Source organism: Vibrio sp. 10N.286.51.B11, assembly GCF_041469245.1.
In the GTDB taxonomy this organism is placed as follows: domain Bacteria; phylum Pseudomonadota; class Gammaproteobacteria; order Enterobacterales; family Vibrionaceae; genus Vibrio; species Vibrio crassostreae_C.
In genome coordinates, this window is record NZ_JBFRKI010000002.1 from 34,018 (window position 1) to 49,930 (window position 15,913).

The 15,913-nt window shown below is 44.9% G+C and carries 15 protein-coding genes; all 15 read left to right on the top strand.

Features of this window, described 5'->3' with window-relative positions; all coding sequences use genetic code 11:
- Nucleotides 1-13: 13 nt before the first annotated feature.
- On the top strand, nt 14-352 hold the full coding sequence (fdx, locus tag AB4154_RS00455; protein WP_010440525.1) for an ISC system 2Fe-2S type ferredoxin: 339 nt from the start codon (nt 14-16) through the stop codon (nt 350-352).
- Nucleotides 353-486: 134 nt separating this feature from the next.
- Nucleotides 487-687 (top strand): Fe-S cluster assembly protein IscX, encoded by a 201-nt coding sequence (iscX, locus tag AB4154_RS00460; protein ID WP_004740335.1) that lies wholly within the window; start codon nt 487-489, stop codon nt 685-687.
- Nucleotides 688-893: 206 nt separating this feature from the next.
- The gene (gene pepB, locus AB4154_RS00465) at nt 894-2,189 is read left to right on the top strand and encodes an aminopeptidase PepB (RefSeq protein ID WP_017062517.1); all 1,296 of its coding nucleotides are present in this window, start codon (nt 894-896) and stop codon (nt 2,187-2,189) included.
- Between the two features lie 106 nt (nt 2,190-2,295).
- Nucleotides 2,296-2,730, top strand: coding sequence for a nucleoside-diphosphate kinase (ndk, locus tag AB4154_RS00470; protein ID WP_016797173.1), 435 nt, complete (start codon nt 2,296-2,298; stop codon nt 2,728-2,730).
- A 441-nt stretch (nt 2,731-3,171) separates the two neighbouring features.
- Nucleotides 3,172-4,314 carry a bifunctional tRNA (adenosine(37)-C2)-methyltransferase TrmG/ribosomal RNA large subunit methyltransferase RlmN gene (locus AB4154_RS00475; RefSeq protein ID WP_017062516.1) on the top strand — a complete coding sequence of 381 codons (1,143 nt, stop codon included), beginning with the start codon at nt 3,172-3,174 and terminating at the stop codon, nt 4,312-4,314.
- Between the two features lie 440 nt (nt 4,315-4,754).
- The gene (gene rodZ, locus AB4154_RS00480; protein WP_102320711.1) at nt 4,755-5,711 is read left to right on the top strand and encodes a cytoskeleton protein RodZ; all 957 of its coding nucleotides are present in this window, start codon (nt 4,755-4,757) and stop codon (nt 5,709-5,711) included.
- Between the two features lie 7 nt (nt 5,712-5,718).
- Nucleotides 5,719-6,840, top strand: a complete 1,122-nt coding sequence (gene ispG / locus AB4154_RS00485; RefSeq protein WP_009848294.1) for a flavodoxin-dependent (E)-4-hydroxy-3-methylbut-2-enyl-diphosphate synthase — start codon at nt 5,719-5,721, stop codon at nt 6,838-6,840.
- Nucleotides 6,841-6,910: 70 nt separating this feature from the next.
- Nucleotides 6,911-8,179, top strand: a complete 1,269-nt coding sequence (gene hisS, locus AB4154_RS00490) for a histidine--tRNA ligase (protein ID WP_004735105.1) — start codon at nt 6,911-6,913, stop codon at nt 8,177-8,179.
- A 79-nt stretch (nt 8,180-8,258) separates the two neighbouring features.
- Complete coding sequence (locus AB4154_RS00495) at nt 8,259-8,873, top strand: YfgM family protein (protein WP_017062513.1); 615 nt, start codon at nt 8,259-8,261, stop codon at nt 8,871-8,873.
- A gap of 10 nt (nt 8,874-8,883) precedes the next feature.
- Complete coding sequence (gene bamB / locus AB4154_RS00500; RefSeq protein ID WP_017062512.1) at nt 8,884-10,044, top strand: outer membrane protein assembly factor BamB; 1,161 nt, start codon at nt 8,884-8,886, stop codon at nt 10,042-10,044.
- A gap of 158 nt (nt 10,045-10,202) precedes the next feature.
- Nucleotides 10,203-11,684 carry a ribosome biogenesis GTPase Der gene (gene der, locus AB4154_RS00505; protein WP_017062511.1) on the top strand — a complete coding sequence of 494 codons (1,482 nt, stop codon included), beginning with the start codon at nt 10,203-10,205 and terminating at the stop codon, nt 11,682-11,684.
- A 131-nt stretch (nt 11,685-11,815) separates the two neighbouring features.
- Nucleotides 11,816-12,718 (top strand): alanyl-tRNA editing protein, encoded by a 903-nt coding sequence (locus tag AB4154_RS00510; RefSeq protein WP_372121925.1) that lies wholly within the window; start codon nt 11,816-11,818, stop codon nt 12,716-12,718.
- A 289-nt stretch (nt 12,719-13,007) separates the two neighbouring features.
- Nucleotides 13,008-13,997, top strand: a complete 990-nt coding sequence (locus AB4154_RS00515) for a sensor domain-containing diguanylate cyclase (RefSeq protein ID WP_372121927.1) — start codon at nt 13,008-13,010, stop codon at nt 13,995-13,997.
- A gap of 36 nt (nt 13,998-14,033) precedes the next feature.
- Entirely contained in the window at nt 14,034-14,261 is a 228-nt protein-coding gene (locus AB4154_RS00520) for a zinc ribbon domain-containing protein (protein WP_017056199.1), read from the top strand.
- 294 nt (nt 14,262-14,555) lie between these two features.
- Complete coding sequence (urtA, locus tag AB4154_RS00525) at nt 14,556-15,842, top strand: urea ABC transporter substrate-binding protein (protein ID WP_004735113.1); 1,287 nt, start codon at nt 14,556-14,558, stop codon at nt 15,840-15,842.
- The last annotated feature ends 71 nt before the right edge of the window (nt 15,843-15,913 follow it).

Below are 15,913 nucleotides of genomic sequence, written 5' to 3' on the forward strand. Positions count from 1 at the left end.
AGAATAGATAAACATGCCAAAGATTATTGTTTTACCTCACGAAGATCTATGTCCAGAAGGCGCTGTTTTAGAAGCAAAAACTGGTGAGACGGTTCTTGATGTTGCATTGAAGGCCGGTATTGGTATTGAACACGCATGTGAAAAATCGTGTGCATGTACAACATGTCACGTTGTGATTCGTGAAGGTTTTGATTCTTTAGAAGAGAGTGATGATCTAGAAGACGACATGCTAGATAAAGCATGGGGCTTAGAGATGGAATCTCGCTTGGGTTGCCAAGCTAAAGTGGCTGATACGGATCTTGTTGTAGAGATTCCAAAGTACACGTTGAACCTGGCTTCTGAAGACCATTAAGAACCTGTTCTCAGTCATGGCTAATACAGCGATGACTGAGAGAGTTATTGCTTAGACAAACATACTAAGAAAACTGGCCTAGAATATAGATCATAAAGGTGACAGAGCGTCGCTGATAAATATAAGGAAGTGTTATGAGCTTGAAGTGGATTGATTCGCGAGATATCGCAATTGAGCTATGTGATTTGTACCCTGATACTGATCCTAAAACGGTACGTTTTACCGATCTGCATCAATGGGTGCTAGACCTTGAAGAGTTCGACGACGAGCCTAACCACTCGAATGAAAAAATCTTAGAGGCTATTATTTTGTGCTGGATGGATGAGATGGATTAATCCTCTTGTCTAATGATTTGGTCGCGGGTTGGTATCAGTCCAATATAAAACGCAGCCAAGTTAACAATTCTTACTAAAAAAAGCGGACCTTATGGTCCGTTTTTTTATCAAAATGACATTTTCCTCCTACATAATGCTAACATCAGTGAGCTAATAAAAAATAATCAGAATCACACTCTCGAAGTGGTTCATGACAAGGAGAAATCATGTCTACACAGATGTCAGTATTTTTAAGTCAAGAAGCTGCCCAGCCTCAGTGGGGAGCAAGAGCTATTTTATCGTTCTCAGAAGCGGGAGCGACAATTCACATTGGTGAAGGCCACGATCTAGGCGCAGTTCAACGTGCGGGTCGTACGCTTGACGGACAAGGTATCGCATTCGTTTCACTTCGTGGTGAAGGTTGGGATCTAGAAAGCGTTTGGGCTTTCTACCAAGGCTACCGTGGACCAAAGAAAAAGAATGCATTGGAATGGGATGCACTTTCAGAAGCCGATCAAACTGAGCTTGAAGCTCGTATTCGCGCAACTGACTGGACGCGTGACATTATCAATAAAACCGCTGAAGAAGTGGCACCTCGTCAACTTGCGACAATGGCTGCAGAATACATCAAGTCAGTGGCACCAGCGGGCACTGTTAAAGCGAAGATTGTTAAAGACAAGGATCTACTAACCGAAGGTTGGGAAGGCATCTACGCGGTAGGTCGTGGCTCTGAGCGTACATCAGCAATGCTGCAACTGGACTTCAACCCAACAGGCGATGAAAACGCACCTGTATTTGCCTGTTTAGTCGGTAAAGGTATTACGTTCGATTCGGGCGGTTACAGTATCAAGCCAGGCCAATTCATGACAGCGATGAAAGCTGACATGGGTGGCGCAGCAACGATTACTGGTGGTTTAGGTCTTGCGATTGAACGCGGTCTTAACAAGCGCATCAAGCTTATTCTATGTTGCGCAGAGAACATGATCTCTGGTCGCGCATTGAAGCTTGGCGATATCATTACCTACAAAAACGGTAAAACAGTTGAGATCATGAACACTGATGCGGAAGGTCGCTTAGTGCTAGCTGATGGCCTGATGTACGCAAGTGCACAAAGCCCTGAGCTGATCATCGACTGTGCAACGCTAACAGGCGCGGCTAAAAACGCATTAGGTAACGACTACCACGCACTATTAAGCTTCGATGATGAGTTGTCTCACCAAGCGCTAACAGCGGCAAACCAAGAGAAAGAAGGCTTATGGCCACTGCCTCTTGCTGATTTCCACCGTGGTATGTTGCCTTCAAACTTTGCTGATCTTTCAAACATCAGCACAGGCGATTACACACCGGGTGCAAGTACAGCAGCGGCATTCCTTTCTTACTTTGTAGATGATTACAAAAAAGGTTGGATTCATATGGATTGCGCGGGTACTTACCGTAAGTCAGCAAGTGACAAGTGGGCGGCAGGCGCAACGGGTATGGGCGTTCGCACACTGGCTCGTCTTCTTATCGACCAAGCAAAATAATAATAAGGGTGAGCGGTATTTTGTGCCGCTCATTCATAAAGCTCAGATCGAAAGATCTCAGTAATTTCAGTATTTAATAACAAAAAAATGAAGTGAAGGAATCCCTATGGCTCTAGAAAGAACGTTCTCAATTGTTAAGCCGGATGCAGTTAAGCGTAACCTTGTTGGTGAAATCTACCACCGTATCGAAAAAGCAGGCCTAGAAATTATTGCTGCTAAAATGGTTCGTCTTACTGAAGAGCAAGCGAGTGGCTTCTACGCTGAACATGAAGGCAAAGAGTTCTTCCCAGCTCTTAAAGAGTTTATGACTTCTGGTCCTATCATGGTTCAAGTGCTTGAAGGCGAAAACGCTATCGCTCGTTACCGTGAACTTATGGGTAAAACAAACCCAGAAGAAGCGGCATGCGGTACTATCCGTGCTGACTACGCAATCAGCATGCGTTACAACTCAGTTCACGGCAGCGACAGCCCTGAGTCTGCAGCTCGCGAAATCGAATTCTTCTTCCCAGAATCTGAAATTTGCCCACGCCCAGCTCAATAATCGGCACTGCAAATTATTCTAAAGGCTTCACCTCGGTGAGGCCTTTTTTGTAAGTGGATTTTACGCTCTCGATAATCAATTTAGTCGTCATTCTCGAAAGCGACGAAGGAGCGTAATCGGGAATCTGTTTTTGTTATTGGAGATTCCAGATACTTCGTTCCTCAGTTCTGGAATGACGGGGAACTTTGGAGCAACCATCTCGTGGTAAATATTATCGAGCAATTGGTGATTATTTACGTCATTCCCGAAAGCGACGAAGGAGTGTAATCGGGAATCTTTGTTTAAATTGGGTAATCTCAGGCCGATAAATACAATTGTTCAAATTTTAATCGCTTAAGTTTGAATGTCTTAATAAACACAGGGTTTTACAATGCTTGTTGAAGTTGCGTAAAGCCTGTACAATTCGCGCCCTTAATTATTGTTCCGTCATTGAGAGGCATCATGACCACAGCTAAAGTCAATCTACTCGATTTTGATCGTAAAGGTCTTCGTAAATTTTTCACAGAAGAACTGAATGAGAAAGCGTTTCGAGCAGAGCAAGTGATGAAGTGGATTTATCACTTCGGTGTCGATGACTTCGAACAAATGAATAACATCAACAAAAAGTTACGTGAGAAACTTCAACGTCGCTGTGAGATTGTTGCACCTGTTGTTTCTGAAGCTCAACACTCTTCAGATGGCACAATTAAATGGGCGATGAGCGTTGGCGACCAAGACGTTGAAACGGTATACATCCCAGATGGTGACCGTGCGACGCTATGTGTATCTTCACAGGTTGGTTGTGCACTTGAATGTAAGTTCTGTTCTACAGCTCAACAAGGCTTCAACCGTAACCTAAAAGTTTCAGAGATTGTTGGCCAAATCTGGCGTGCATCTCGCGAAATCGGCCTAGAAAAAGAAACCGGTCGTCGTCCAATTACTAACGTTGTAATGATGGGTATGGGCGAGCCTCTATTGAACATGAAGAACCTAATGCCATCATTAGAAATCATGCTTGATGATCTAGGTTTCGCACTGTCTAAGCGTCGTGTAACCGTATCAACTTCTGGTGTTGTTTCTGGCCTTGACCAAATGACAGACAACATCGATGTCGCATTGGCTATTTCTCTACATGCGCCAAACGATGCACTACGTAGCCAAATCATGCCGATCAACGACCGTTGGGATATCCAAGACTTCCTAGCATCTGTTCGTCGTTACATTGCATCTTCAAATGCTAACCGCGGTAAAGTAACGGTTGAGTACGTGTTATTGGATCATGTGAATGATGATATGGACCACGCACGTGAACTTGCTGAGCTAATGAAAGAGACGCCTTGTAAGATCAACTTGATTCCATTCAACCCTTACCCGGGGTCGCCTTATAAGAAGCCAAGCAACTCTCGTATTGATCGCTTCCAAAAAACGCTGATGGAATACAACTACACAGTAACCGTTCGTAAGACTCGTGGTGATGATATTGATGCCGCGTGTGGTCAGTTAGTCGGTGATGTGATTGATAGAACCAAGCGTACTAAAATGCTTAAAGCAGCCTCTGAAGCGAACTTGATTGCCGGTGGTGTGATTGAAGTAAAAGCGGTATAAAACGCGATTAGAACCTAAACAAGCCAGAAGTCTTACTTCTGGCTTGTTGCTTTTCTGGGGTGCAGTTTTTGATTTTTTGGACTTCTTGCCCACGCTTTCTTACATTTTTCGTCAAATTTTGGACAAAACCATGAGCTGACGGTAAATTTTGTTTAAAGTGTTTTTGCCTTGTAATGGCATTAGCTTATGATTAACTAATCTTAAATTAATTTAAGTGCTCGCTTGCTACTGATCATCAATATGTCTATTTAGGTTGGCTACTTGATAAACTAGCTTCCTGAGAAGGTCATCCATAATAAATGAATGATGTTCGCCTTTAAGGGTTGATGATTTAGATAGCAGGAAAAATTCCACATAACGTGGGTTGTTAGATTGAGCTTAAACGACAATAAGAAAACGCTCTCCTCAACCTGCGATAATACTTTAGAAGTTCACTCTCTATGAACACAGAACAAGATACACAAGCGCAAGAAAACGTAGCTCCAGCTTTGGAAGCGGGAACGCTGCTTAAGAACAAACGAGAATCTCTTGGTTTAACGCAAAAGCAGATTTCTGATCGCTTGAAACTTCGCGTTACTCTGATCCAACAAATTGAAGAAAACCAATTCGAGTCAGATCAAGTGGCGACGTTTATGCGTGGCTATATTCGTTCATACGCGAAATACGTCAATCTTGACGAAAAAGTCGTATTGAGTGCGCTGCATCATGCCGGTGATGCTCAGCATCAAGAGCAAGAAATGCTGAGTTTTTCTCGTAAGACCAAAACCGAGAAGCACAACAGCCGTATTATGATCCTGACTTGGAGCATTTTTGCGGTCATTGCGGGTATCTCCTCACTTTGGTGGTGGCAGAACCAACAGCAAGACACCCTATCTCAATCTTTAGCGAATACTGAAAGCTCAGAAGAGCTAGCGGTAGAAGAATCACTTGCCCCTGAATTCACCTCTTTGGAAGTGATTGAAGCTGAACAAAACGAAGCGGGTGCTTCTGTTGTTGAAGATACTGAAGGCCTTGCTGCGATAAGCGATGCGGAAGATACTTCAGATGCTGTTACTCCAGCTGACGAAACTCCTGCACAACAAGCAACAGAGACAGAGCCAACTGCTGAAGTTGCTGCGAATGCAGAAGCGGTTGAAGCAAGCACTGCTCCTGAAGCTGTGGCTAACGAGCTAGTCATGCAGTTCTCTGCTGATTGCTGGATCCAAGTAAAAGATGCAACGGGTAAAACCTTGTCGACTGGCATCAAAAAAGCAGGTCAGTCGTTAAATCTTTCAGGAACTGCGCCATATAAAGTGATTCTAGGTGCGCCAGAAGGCGTATCAATGACATTTGCAAGTGAACCTGTCGACCTTTCTGGGTATACTTCAGGCAAAGTAGCTAGAATAACCTTACCTTAGAGTTAATATGCAACACGAATCTCCTATTATTCGTCGCAAATCAACCCGTATTTATGTGGGTGATGTGCCGATCGGTGATGGCGCACCAATTGCTGTGCAATCCATGACCAACACAAGAACAACAGATGTAGCCGCGACCGTTGCTCAAATTAGAGCTCTGGAAAAAGTTGGCGCTGATATCGTTCGCGTATCTGTACCGACTATGGATGCCGCTGAAGCCTTTAAGCTAATCAAGCAGCAGGTCTCTGTTCCTTTGGTTGCTGATATTCACTTCGACTACCGTATCGCCCTAAAAGTGGCCGAATACGGCGTTGACTGTCTGCGTATTAACCCAGGCAACATCGGTAACGAAAGCCGTATCCGCTCAGTTGTTGATTGTGCACGTGATATGAATATTCCGATTCGTATTGGTGTTAACGGCGGTTCTCTTGAGAAAGAGATCCAAGAGAAATACACAGAACCTACAGCAGAAGCGCTTGTTGAATCAGCAATGCGTCACGTAGATATCCTAGACCGTCTGAACTTTGATCAATTCAAAGTCAGCGTTAAGGCGTCTGATGTATTCCTAGCAGTCGGTTCTTACCGTTTGCTGGCTAAGCAGATTGATCAACCTCTTCACCTTGGCATTACCGAAGCGGGTGGTGCGCGTGCTGGCTCTGTGAAGTCAGCGGTAGGTTTAGGTATGCTTCTTTCTGAAGGTATCGGCGATACGCTGCGTATCTCGCTAGCGGCTGATCCGGTTGAAGAGATCAAAGTTGGCTTTGATATTCTTAAATCTTTGCGCATTCGTTCGCGTGGCATCAACTTCATTGCGTGCCCGAGCTGTTCTCGTCAAGAGTTCGATGTTATTAACACCGTTAATGCCCTTGAAGAACGCTTAGAAGACGTGATTACTCCAATGGATGTGTCAATCATCGGTTGTGTGGTTAACGGCCCTGGTGAAGCAGAAGTGTCTCACTTAGGTTTAGCCGGTAGTGCTCGTAAGAGTGCCTTCTACGAAGACGGTAAGCGTCAGAAAGAGCGCTTCGACAACGATGACCTTGTCGACAAACTTGAAGCTAAGATTCGTGCAAAAGCGTCAGTGCTTGATAAAGCAAATCGCATTGATGTAGAAAACTTAGAAGATTAATACAACGCGATGGGGTGTGATTGTCTATTCGCACTAACACCTGGTCGTGAGAAATTACGGAATAAATACTGTGGCTAAAAATATCCAAGCAATTCGAGGCATGAACGACTGCCTTCCAACTCAATCACCACTGTGGCAGAAAGTAGAAAGCGCAGTTAAAAGCGTGGTGAGCGCATACGGTTACAACGAAGTACGTATGCCTATCGTTGAAGAAACAAACCTATTTAGCCGTGCAGTTGGTGAAGAGACAGACGTTGTTTCTAAAGAGATGTACACCTTTGACGACCGCAATGGCGATAGCCTAACGCTGCGTCCAGAAGGCACAGCAGGTTGTGTTCGTTCATGTATTCAAAATAGCCTTATCAACCGTGATGAACAGCGCCTATGGTACATGGGCCCTATGTTCCGTCACGAGCGTCCTCAAAAAGGTCGTTACCGTCAATTCCACCAATGTGGTGTTGAAGTGTTTGGTCTAGACGGTCCAGACGTTGACGCAGAACTTATCATGATGACAGCACGTCTATGGCGTGAGCTAGGTATCGATAAGCACGTTCGCCTAGAGCTGAACTCAATCGGTTCTCAAGAAGATCGCGTTAGCTACCGCACTGCGTTAGTGGCTTTCCTTGAGCAACACATTGATGTGCTTGACGAAGACTGCAAACGTCGCATGCACACTAACCCTCTACGTGTACTTGATACTAAGAACCCTGATGTTCAAGCTATCTTAGGTGACGCACCTCGACTATCTGAATATCTAGGTGAAGAATCGAAGCAACATTTTGCTGGTTTGTGTGAACTTCTTGACGCTGTTGGTATCGAATACCAAGTTAATGAGCGTCTAGTACGTGGCCTAGATTACTACAACCGCACTGTATTTGAGTGGATCACAGACAGCCTTGGTGCTCAAGGTACAGTATGTGGCGGCGGTCGTTACGATGGTCTTGTTGAGCAACTAGGCGGCAAAGCAACCAATGCAGTTGGCTTCGCAATGGGTCTAGAGCGTCTGGTTCTGATGATGGAAACGCTAGAGCTAACAGAAGTTCGTCGTAGCGTTGATGTATACGTAGTTGCTGCTGGCGAAGGTACTATGATCGCGGGCATGCAGTTAGCGAATCAATTACGCGACACCGTTGAAGGCGTGCGTGTAATGAACCACTTCGGTGGTGGTAACTTCAAGAAGCAATTCAAACGTGCTGACAAAGTAGGTGCTGTTGTGGCGCTGGTACTTGGTGAGAACGAAGTTGCTGACAATACAGTTGTGCTAAAAGATCTGGTTGGCGGCGAGCAAGAAACCGTGTCTCAAACGGAAGTTGCAGAGAAAGTTGCTGCGCTAATCTAATTAGCCATTGAGCAAACGCTCATAATGAATACTAACGTCAGCACTATGCTGGCGTTTAAAGAATTAAAGAGGACAGGAAGTGGAACTTTACGATAGCGAAGAGCAACAAGTTGAAGCCATTAAAGATTGGTGGAAAGAGAACGGTAAAGCCGTAATCTTTGGTGCGGTTATTGGTTTAGGTGGTCTATTTGGCTGGCGCTATTACCAAGATTCAGTAGTTGAAGCGCGTGAAGCAGCTTCAGAAAGCTACACCTCTGTAATTTCAGCTCTTGATGTTAAGGGTGTTGATGCTCAATCTGATATTCAAGCTTTCATCGACGCAAACAAAGATGCTGAGTACTCAGTACTTGCTGCTATGCAACTAGCAAAAGTACAAGTACAAGCAGGCGATCTAGCGGCGGCACTTGAACAGCTCGAGTGGGCAAAATCGGCAACTAAGGACGCGGCACTTGCGCCACTACTTACTTACCGTGTTGCACGTATTAAAGCTGAGCAAGGTGAATTTGACGCAGCACTGACTGATCTTGCTGCTATGACAGACGAATCTTGGAAAGGCCGTGTTGCTGAACTGCGTGGTGATATCTCACTTCGTAAAGGCGACACAGACGCAGCATACAGTGCTTACACAGAAGCACAGCAAGCTGTTGACGCTAGCCAAACGCTTCAAATCAAACTTGACGACCTAGCTAAATAAGGCGCTTTGAATGAAGAAGATGTTTCCAAAAGCGGCGTTGTGTGCGATTGCTCTTGGCCTACTAGCTGGCTGTGCGGGTGAAGAAGACACCGTAATCATGGCTCCAGTCCCAACGGTAAACAGCGAGTTCACTCCTAGTCAGGAATGGTCTACGTCGGTTGGTGATGGTGTTGGTCACTACTTTTCAAAACTAACGCCAGAATTGGCTTACGACAAAGTGTTTGTTGCAAGCCGTGAAGGTATGGTTAAAGCGCTTGATCCTGATACAGGTAAAGCGCTGTGGAAAGTCGATCTTGAGAAAGACGTATTGGCTCGTTTATCGGGTGGCTTAACGGCGGCTTACGGTAAAGTTTTTGTTGGTTCTGAAAATGGCGAAGTGATCGCACTGGAAGAATCGACCGGTGAAGAGCTGTGGCGTGTATCAGTCAATGGCGAGGTGCTTGCATCCCCAGCAACTGATAGCAACATGGTCATTGTTCATACCAGTCGCGGTATGTTGATCGCGTTAGATCAAGCAAGCGGTGAACAAAAATGGACCATCAGTACGGAAGTACCAAGCCTAACACTGCGTGGCGATAGCTCGCCTGTTGCAGTTTCTGGTGGTGTATTCTGGGGTACAGCAAATGGTCGTCTAGCTGCGGCTATCGTTGATCGTGGTCAGCTTATTTGGCAACAGCCAGTAGGCACACCAAAAGGTGCAACGGAAATTGATCGTTTGGTTGATGTTGATGCATCTCCAATTGTTCTTGGTGGCACCCTGTATACCGTAGGTATCAATGGTCAGCTGATTGCTATCGACCTTCGTTCTGGTAAGCCAATTTGGAAACGTAACTACTCATCAGCGATTGATTTAGCAAGTGATGGTAGCCGTTTGTTCGTTGTTACCGACAAAGACCATGTGGTTGCGGTTGATGCGCGTAGTGGTACTGAACTGTGGAGCACTCCATTGTTAGAAAACCGCTTACTGACAGCACCTGCTATTATTAATGGTTATGTAGTCGTGGGTGATACTGAAGGTTATCTGCACTGGTTGGATCGTTCATCGGGTGAGTTTGTTGCTCAACAGCTTGTCGATGATAGCGGCTTTGCGGTTGCACCAATTGAACTGCCTGAAGGCTACTTAGTGACGACTCGCAATGGCGATGTAAAGAAACTAACGATTAGCCAATAAAAGCGTGATATAATTCACAGTCGGCTCCTGGTTGGTAACAGCCAGGAGCCGTTTTGTTGTTAAAAATTAATAAACCGTGTGGTTATAGGTAAGAGTTTAAACTTGCGAACAAGTGCTTACCTATAACTACATTTAGAGAAGAAATTGTAGAGGTTGTTATGGTACCTGTTGTTGCTCTAGTAGGGCGTCCGAACGTAGGTAAATCTACGTTATTTAACCGATTGACTCGAACTCGTGATGCATTGGTTGCGGATTTCCCTGGCTTAACGCGTGACCGTAAATACGGTCATGCTCATTTTAGCGAGCATGACTTTATTGTTATTGACACTGGCGGTATCGACGGTACTGAAGAAGGTGTTGAAACTAAAATGGCTGAACAGTCGCTAGCGGCGATTGATGAAGCTGATGTCGTTCTATTTATGGTAGATGGCCGTGCGGGTCTAACACCTTCAGACGTGGCGATTGCTAAGCACCTACGTCAACTAGAAAAGCCTTCAATGCTAGTAGTAAACAAGGTTGATGGTATCGACCCTGATGCTGCAAGTGCTGACTTCTGGCAACTAGGTGTAGAAGACATGTACCAAATCGCTGCGGCGCATGGTCGTGGTGTTACTGCACTTATTGACCTTGCTCTTAACCCATTCGCAGAAGCGCTAAAAGCTGAGAATGGCGAAGTAAGCGACTTAACTGAGTTTGAAGACGAAGAAGAAGAGCAGGTTGAATTTACAGAAGAAGAAGCTGAAGCAGAATTCAAGCGTCTTCAAGATCAACCGATCAAACTAGCGATCATTGGCCGTCCTAACGTAGGTAAATCAACGCTAACGAACCGTATTCTTGGTGAAGAGCGTGTGGTTGTTTACGATATGCCAGGTACGACTCGTGACTCTATCTACATCCCAATGCAGCGTGACGAGCGTGAATACGTTCTAATCGATACTGCGGGTGTTCGTCGTCGTAAAAACATCAACGAAACGGTAGAGAAGTTCTCAGTGGTTAAAACACTGAAAGCGATTGAAGATGCTAACGTTGTATTGCTGCTTATCGATGCTCGCGAAAACATCTCTGATCAAGATCTAAGCTTGCTAGGCTTTGCGTTGAACGCTGGTCGTTCAATTGTTATTGCCGTAAACAAGTGGGATGGCCTAGATAACGACGTTAAAGAACGCGTTAAGAAAGAGCTAGACCGTCGCTTAGGCTTCGTTGATTTCGCACGTATTCACTTTATCTCTGCACTTCACGGTACAGGTGTTGGTCACTTGTTTGAGTCTGTACAAGAAGCTTACAAGTCAGCGACTACTCGTGTTGGTACTTCTGTGCTAACTCGTATCATGAAGATGGCGACTGATGATCACCAACCGCCTATGGTTCGTGGCCGTCGTGTGAAACTGAAATACGCGCACGCTGGTGGCTACAACCCACCGATTATCGTTATCCACGGCAACCAAGTTCGTAACTTGCCAGATTCATACAAACGATTCTTGATGAACTACTACCGTCGTTCACTAGAAATCATGGGTACACCTATTCGCATTCAATTCCAGAACAGCGAGAACCCATTTGAAGCTAAGACTAACAAGCTGACAATTTCTCAAGAACGTAAACGTAAACGTATGATGAGCATGGTTAAAGGTCGTAAGTAAACCTTTCCAATAGATTTGATACCCGAGCCTGTCTCGGGTATTTTTTTAAGCAAAATTCACGTTAAGCCATAACAATACGTTTTTATCATCATGGCTCAACGAATCAGACTAGATTCCAGAAGAAGAACGATATGACTACTAGCGATTTGATTACACCTGTGTCAGCAATCACACCAACCATCACTCAATTTTGTCATCAGGCTTGGCAGCTCAATGCTAAAGCGCAGTACGTTGAAAGCGATGACAGCAAAACTTACCTGATCACCGACGTGACACCCTTCCACCCAGTGAGTCACATTTGGCCAGATCACCCTGCAGACCAAGGCTTTGTGAGTGTTGGTGACGTGCTATATCCAGTTGAAGACTGCCTTGTTGGTGCTATAGAACAATCTACTGGCAAGCTTCATATCGCAGCAGATATCCCTGTTAAGCGTGATACGGAAGGGTGGGCGTTTGTTGTTGTCCACCAGCTACCTACATCTGCTTCTATGATTAAGGTTAACGACGAAGTCGTGTTGTCGGTTGATAAAGAGTACCAAGCCAGTTTGAGCCGTGGTCACAGTGCTGGCCACATCGCTTTCCTAGCCTTGAATAAAGTATTGGCTGAGAGCTACTGGCGTAAAGATGCGGACAGAAAAGATCCGCTTGGCAGTTACGACTTCAATAGTTATGCACAAGTGACGAGCTTTGTGACTCCAGAGCTGTGTACCGATAAGTATCGCTTAGGCAAAACCCTGAAGAAGCGCGGTTTGAACGTTGCAGACATGCTAGCAAATCTTGATGACATCGAAGCTGATATCAACCAAATGCTTGCGGGCTGGCTTGCAGAGCCGACGCCAGTTGCGATGCGACTGGAAGGCGAAGCATTAACAGACTCTCGCTATTGGGAATGGCAGTTGGATGCCGACACTTTAGTGTCTATTCCGTGTGGTGGTACTCACATTGAGAACACCTCAGAACTTAAGGCATTATCCGTTAAGTTAACCCAGTTAGATGACCAGCATATTGAAATGCTGACGCATGTAATTCGATGATCTAGACTACAGATCGAAATGGCTTGTGCTGTTTGTTTTGTTTTTGCATGTGACTTTTAATATAAATGACTATTTAAAATTGAAATGCAGCACATGTAACTTATGCTTTCGGTGTGTGGTGATATAAATATTCTTTTTGGGGTAGATCGCTGATCAAAATAGATAAAGCGAAAGATCAACCTATGATCTTCGATTGTGTGTCGTACTAATTTAGTGTGCTATTATTAACCAATAACAAGCTTGCATAAGAACAAGCTGTACCCGATTACACAATTGAAAGCCTTAGTGAATGGAACAACAATTTTTATTAGAAGGTCATCGAGCCGTCAATAGTTTGCTGCGGAAGCTTGCGCTTGGGATGGATCGCAAAGATTTAAATCACAAGATTATTCAGCTTACCGAGCAGCGCATGGCTTCAATTTTACTGCTCAACTCAGAGTCTAAAACGTTACACCTTGAGTATGCCCCAAACCTGCCTGATTTTTACAATCAACAGATTGAAGGGATAGGAATTGGTGCGGGGATAGGCTCTTGTGGCGAGGCAGCTGCGCTTAAGAAAGCAGTGATGGTCTCCAACATAAATGCACACCCAAACTGGGCACCTTTTTTAGCCCTCACTAATCAAGCGAATTTACATGCCTGTTGGTCGGTCCCCATTATCTCGTCGCGCGGTAATGTGTTGGGTACCTTCGCTATTTATAGCCAGTACATCTCTGAACCACATGAATTTGAGCTCGAGATCTTAGAGCTACTGGCTTCCCTGTATTCGGTAGCACTAGAGAAGTTTGAGCTGGAGAACCAGCTAAACTTTTTCGCTAATCGAGATTCTTTAACCCATTGCTTGAATCGTCGCGCATTGTTTAATGAAGCGGAGAAAGTGTTGGCCAAGCGATGCTTTTCTGAAAAGGTGATGGCGTGTTTGTTTGTTGATGTCGATAAGTTCAAATCGATCAACGATACCTATGGCCACAGTTTCGGTGACGATGTGCTGTTGGCGGTTGCCGAAGTTCTTGATGAGGCAACCACAGCATGTGCCAAGATAGGCCGTTATGGTGGCGATGAGTTTGTGGTGTTCTCTTGCTTTGATGATCAAGAAAGCGTTGTTAGCTTCTACCACAGCTTAGAGAAAGCACTGCAACAAGCGCTTTATATCAATGATGTGCAGTTCTCAGTGAGTGTTGGGTTGTCTTGTGAGAAAGATCCTCAAGGATTAGACCAGTTGATCGCACAAGCTGATAAGAACATGTACCAAATCAAGCAAGCGAAGTCTCAGCGGTAGTAGATTGTAAAAATAGTAGTGAATTAGGAAATGCTAATGAGTGAAAATATCTGCCCTAAGTGCCAGTCTGAGCTAGCTTGGGATGGCAAGTATCATTGTGAAAGTTGTCAGGCTCACTTTACTAAAGTTGGGTTTTGCCCTGAGTGCAGCAGCCAACTTGAGAAGCTTCAAGCCTGTGGTGCGGCGAGCTATTTTTGCAACGGTGATTGCAACGAGTTGAAATCAAAGTCGAGAGTAAAATTCGAATTTCAACCTGCGGAATAGCCTTAAACTACATGGTTTGAACGACCATCGGTGATGTTATACCAGAGACTCAATACTAAAGTGTTGGGTCTTTTTTGTATCTGAAGAACAGGAATGTGTCATCTTGGTTCATTCCCACCGTCACTGCACCAGTATGAAACATAGTTACATGATTGCTATGCACTTTATTGGTGTGAGTTTCTTTTAAATTCTATTAATACAATTACTTATAAATAATTTCATTGGTTTATAAGTTTGGCACTCTTCTTGTAACTCTGTAATTGAATAACAAAAATACAATTATGGAGTAATATCATGAACAAGGTGTTCAATTTATCGCTAGCTGCACTGTGTACAACACTTTCATTTTCTTCTGCAACAGTGTTTGCTGCTGATGAGACCATCAAGGTCGGTGTTCTACACTCACTCTCTGGCACCATGGCGATCAGTGAGACAACGCTAAAAGATACCGTGCTAATGCTCATCGAAGAGCAGAACAAAAAGGGCGGTTTGCTTGGTAAGAAGCTAGAGCCTGTCGTGGTTGACCCTGCGTCAAACTGGCCGCTATTTGCTGAGAAAGCGCGTGAGCTTATCGAAAAAGAGAAAGTGGATGTGGTGTTCGGTGGTTGGACGTCGGTATCACGTAAATCCATGCTACCTGTCTTTGAAGAACTCAACAGCATCCTTTTCTACCCAGTACAGTATGAAGGTGAAGAGTCTTCTAAAAACGTTTTCTACACCGGTGCCGCGCCAAACCAACAAGCGATCCCAGCAGTGGATTACTTGATGGAAGAGCTTGAAGTCGAGCGCTGGGTACTTGCAGGTACCGATTACGTTTATCCACGTACAACCAATAAGATCTTAGAAGCCTACCTAAAAGATAAAGGTGTCGCAGAAGAAGACATAATGATCAACTACACGCCATTTGGTCACTCTGATTGGCAATCTATCGTTTCAGACATCAAAAAGTTCGGTGAAGCTGGCAAGAAAACCGCTGTGGTTTCTACTGTAAACGGCGATGCGAACGTACCTTTCTATAAAGAGCTAGGCGCTCAAGGCATTTCATCTGAAGACATCCCAGTTATTGCATTCTCTGTTGGTGAAGAAGAACTGTCAGGCATGGACACAGAACCATTGGTTGGTCATCTAGCGGCATGGAACTACTTCATGAGTGTTGATACTGAAGCTAATGAAGAGTTCGTTGAAACGTGGCAGTCGTTCATCAAGAGTGAAAAGCGTGTCACCAATGACCCAATGGAAGCGCACTATGTTGGCTTCAATATGTGGGCTCAAGCGGTCACTAATGCGGGCACAACCGATCCTGAATCTGTGCAAGATGCCTTGATTGGCGTGTCTGTACCTAACCTTTCTGGCGGCTACTCTACCATGCTGCCAAACCACCACATTACTAAACCAGTCCTGATCGGTGAAATCCAAGACGATGGTCAATTCGATATCGTTTGGGAAACCACTGGACTAGTGGCGGGTGATGCTTGGTCGAGTTACTTACCTGAATCGGCAAAACTGTTCTCTAGCTGGTCGAAGCCATTCTCATGTGGTGCGTTTAACGTCGAAACGAAGAAGTGTTCTGGCGGTAACTAGATCGTCAATTCAGGAATATTGAGCCTTCCGGTTTGGGAAGAACGCGTCTGTTTAACGGGCGAAGCGAACGG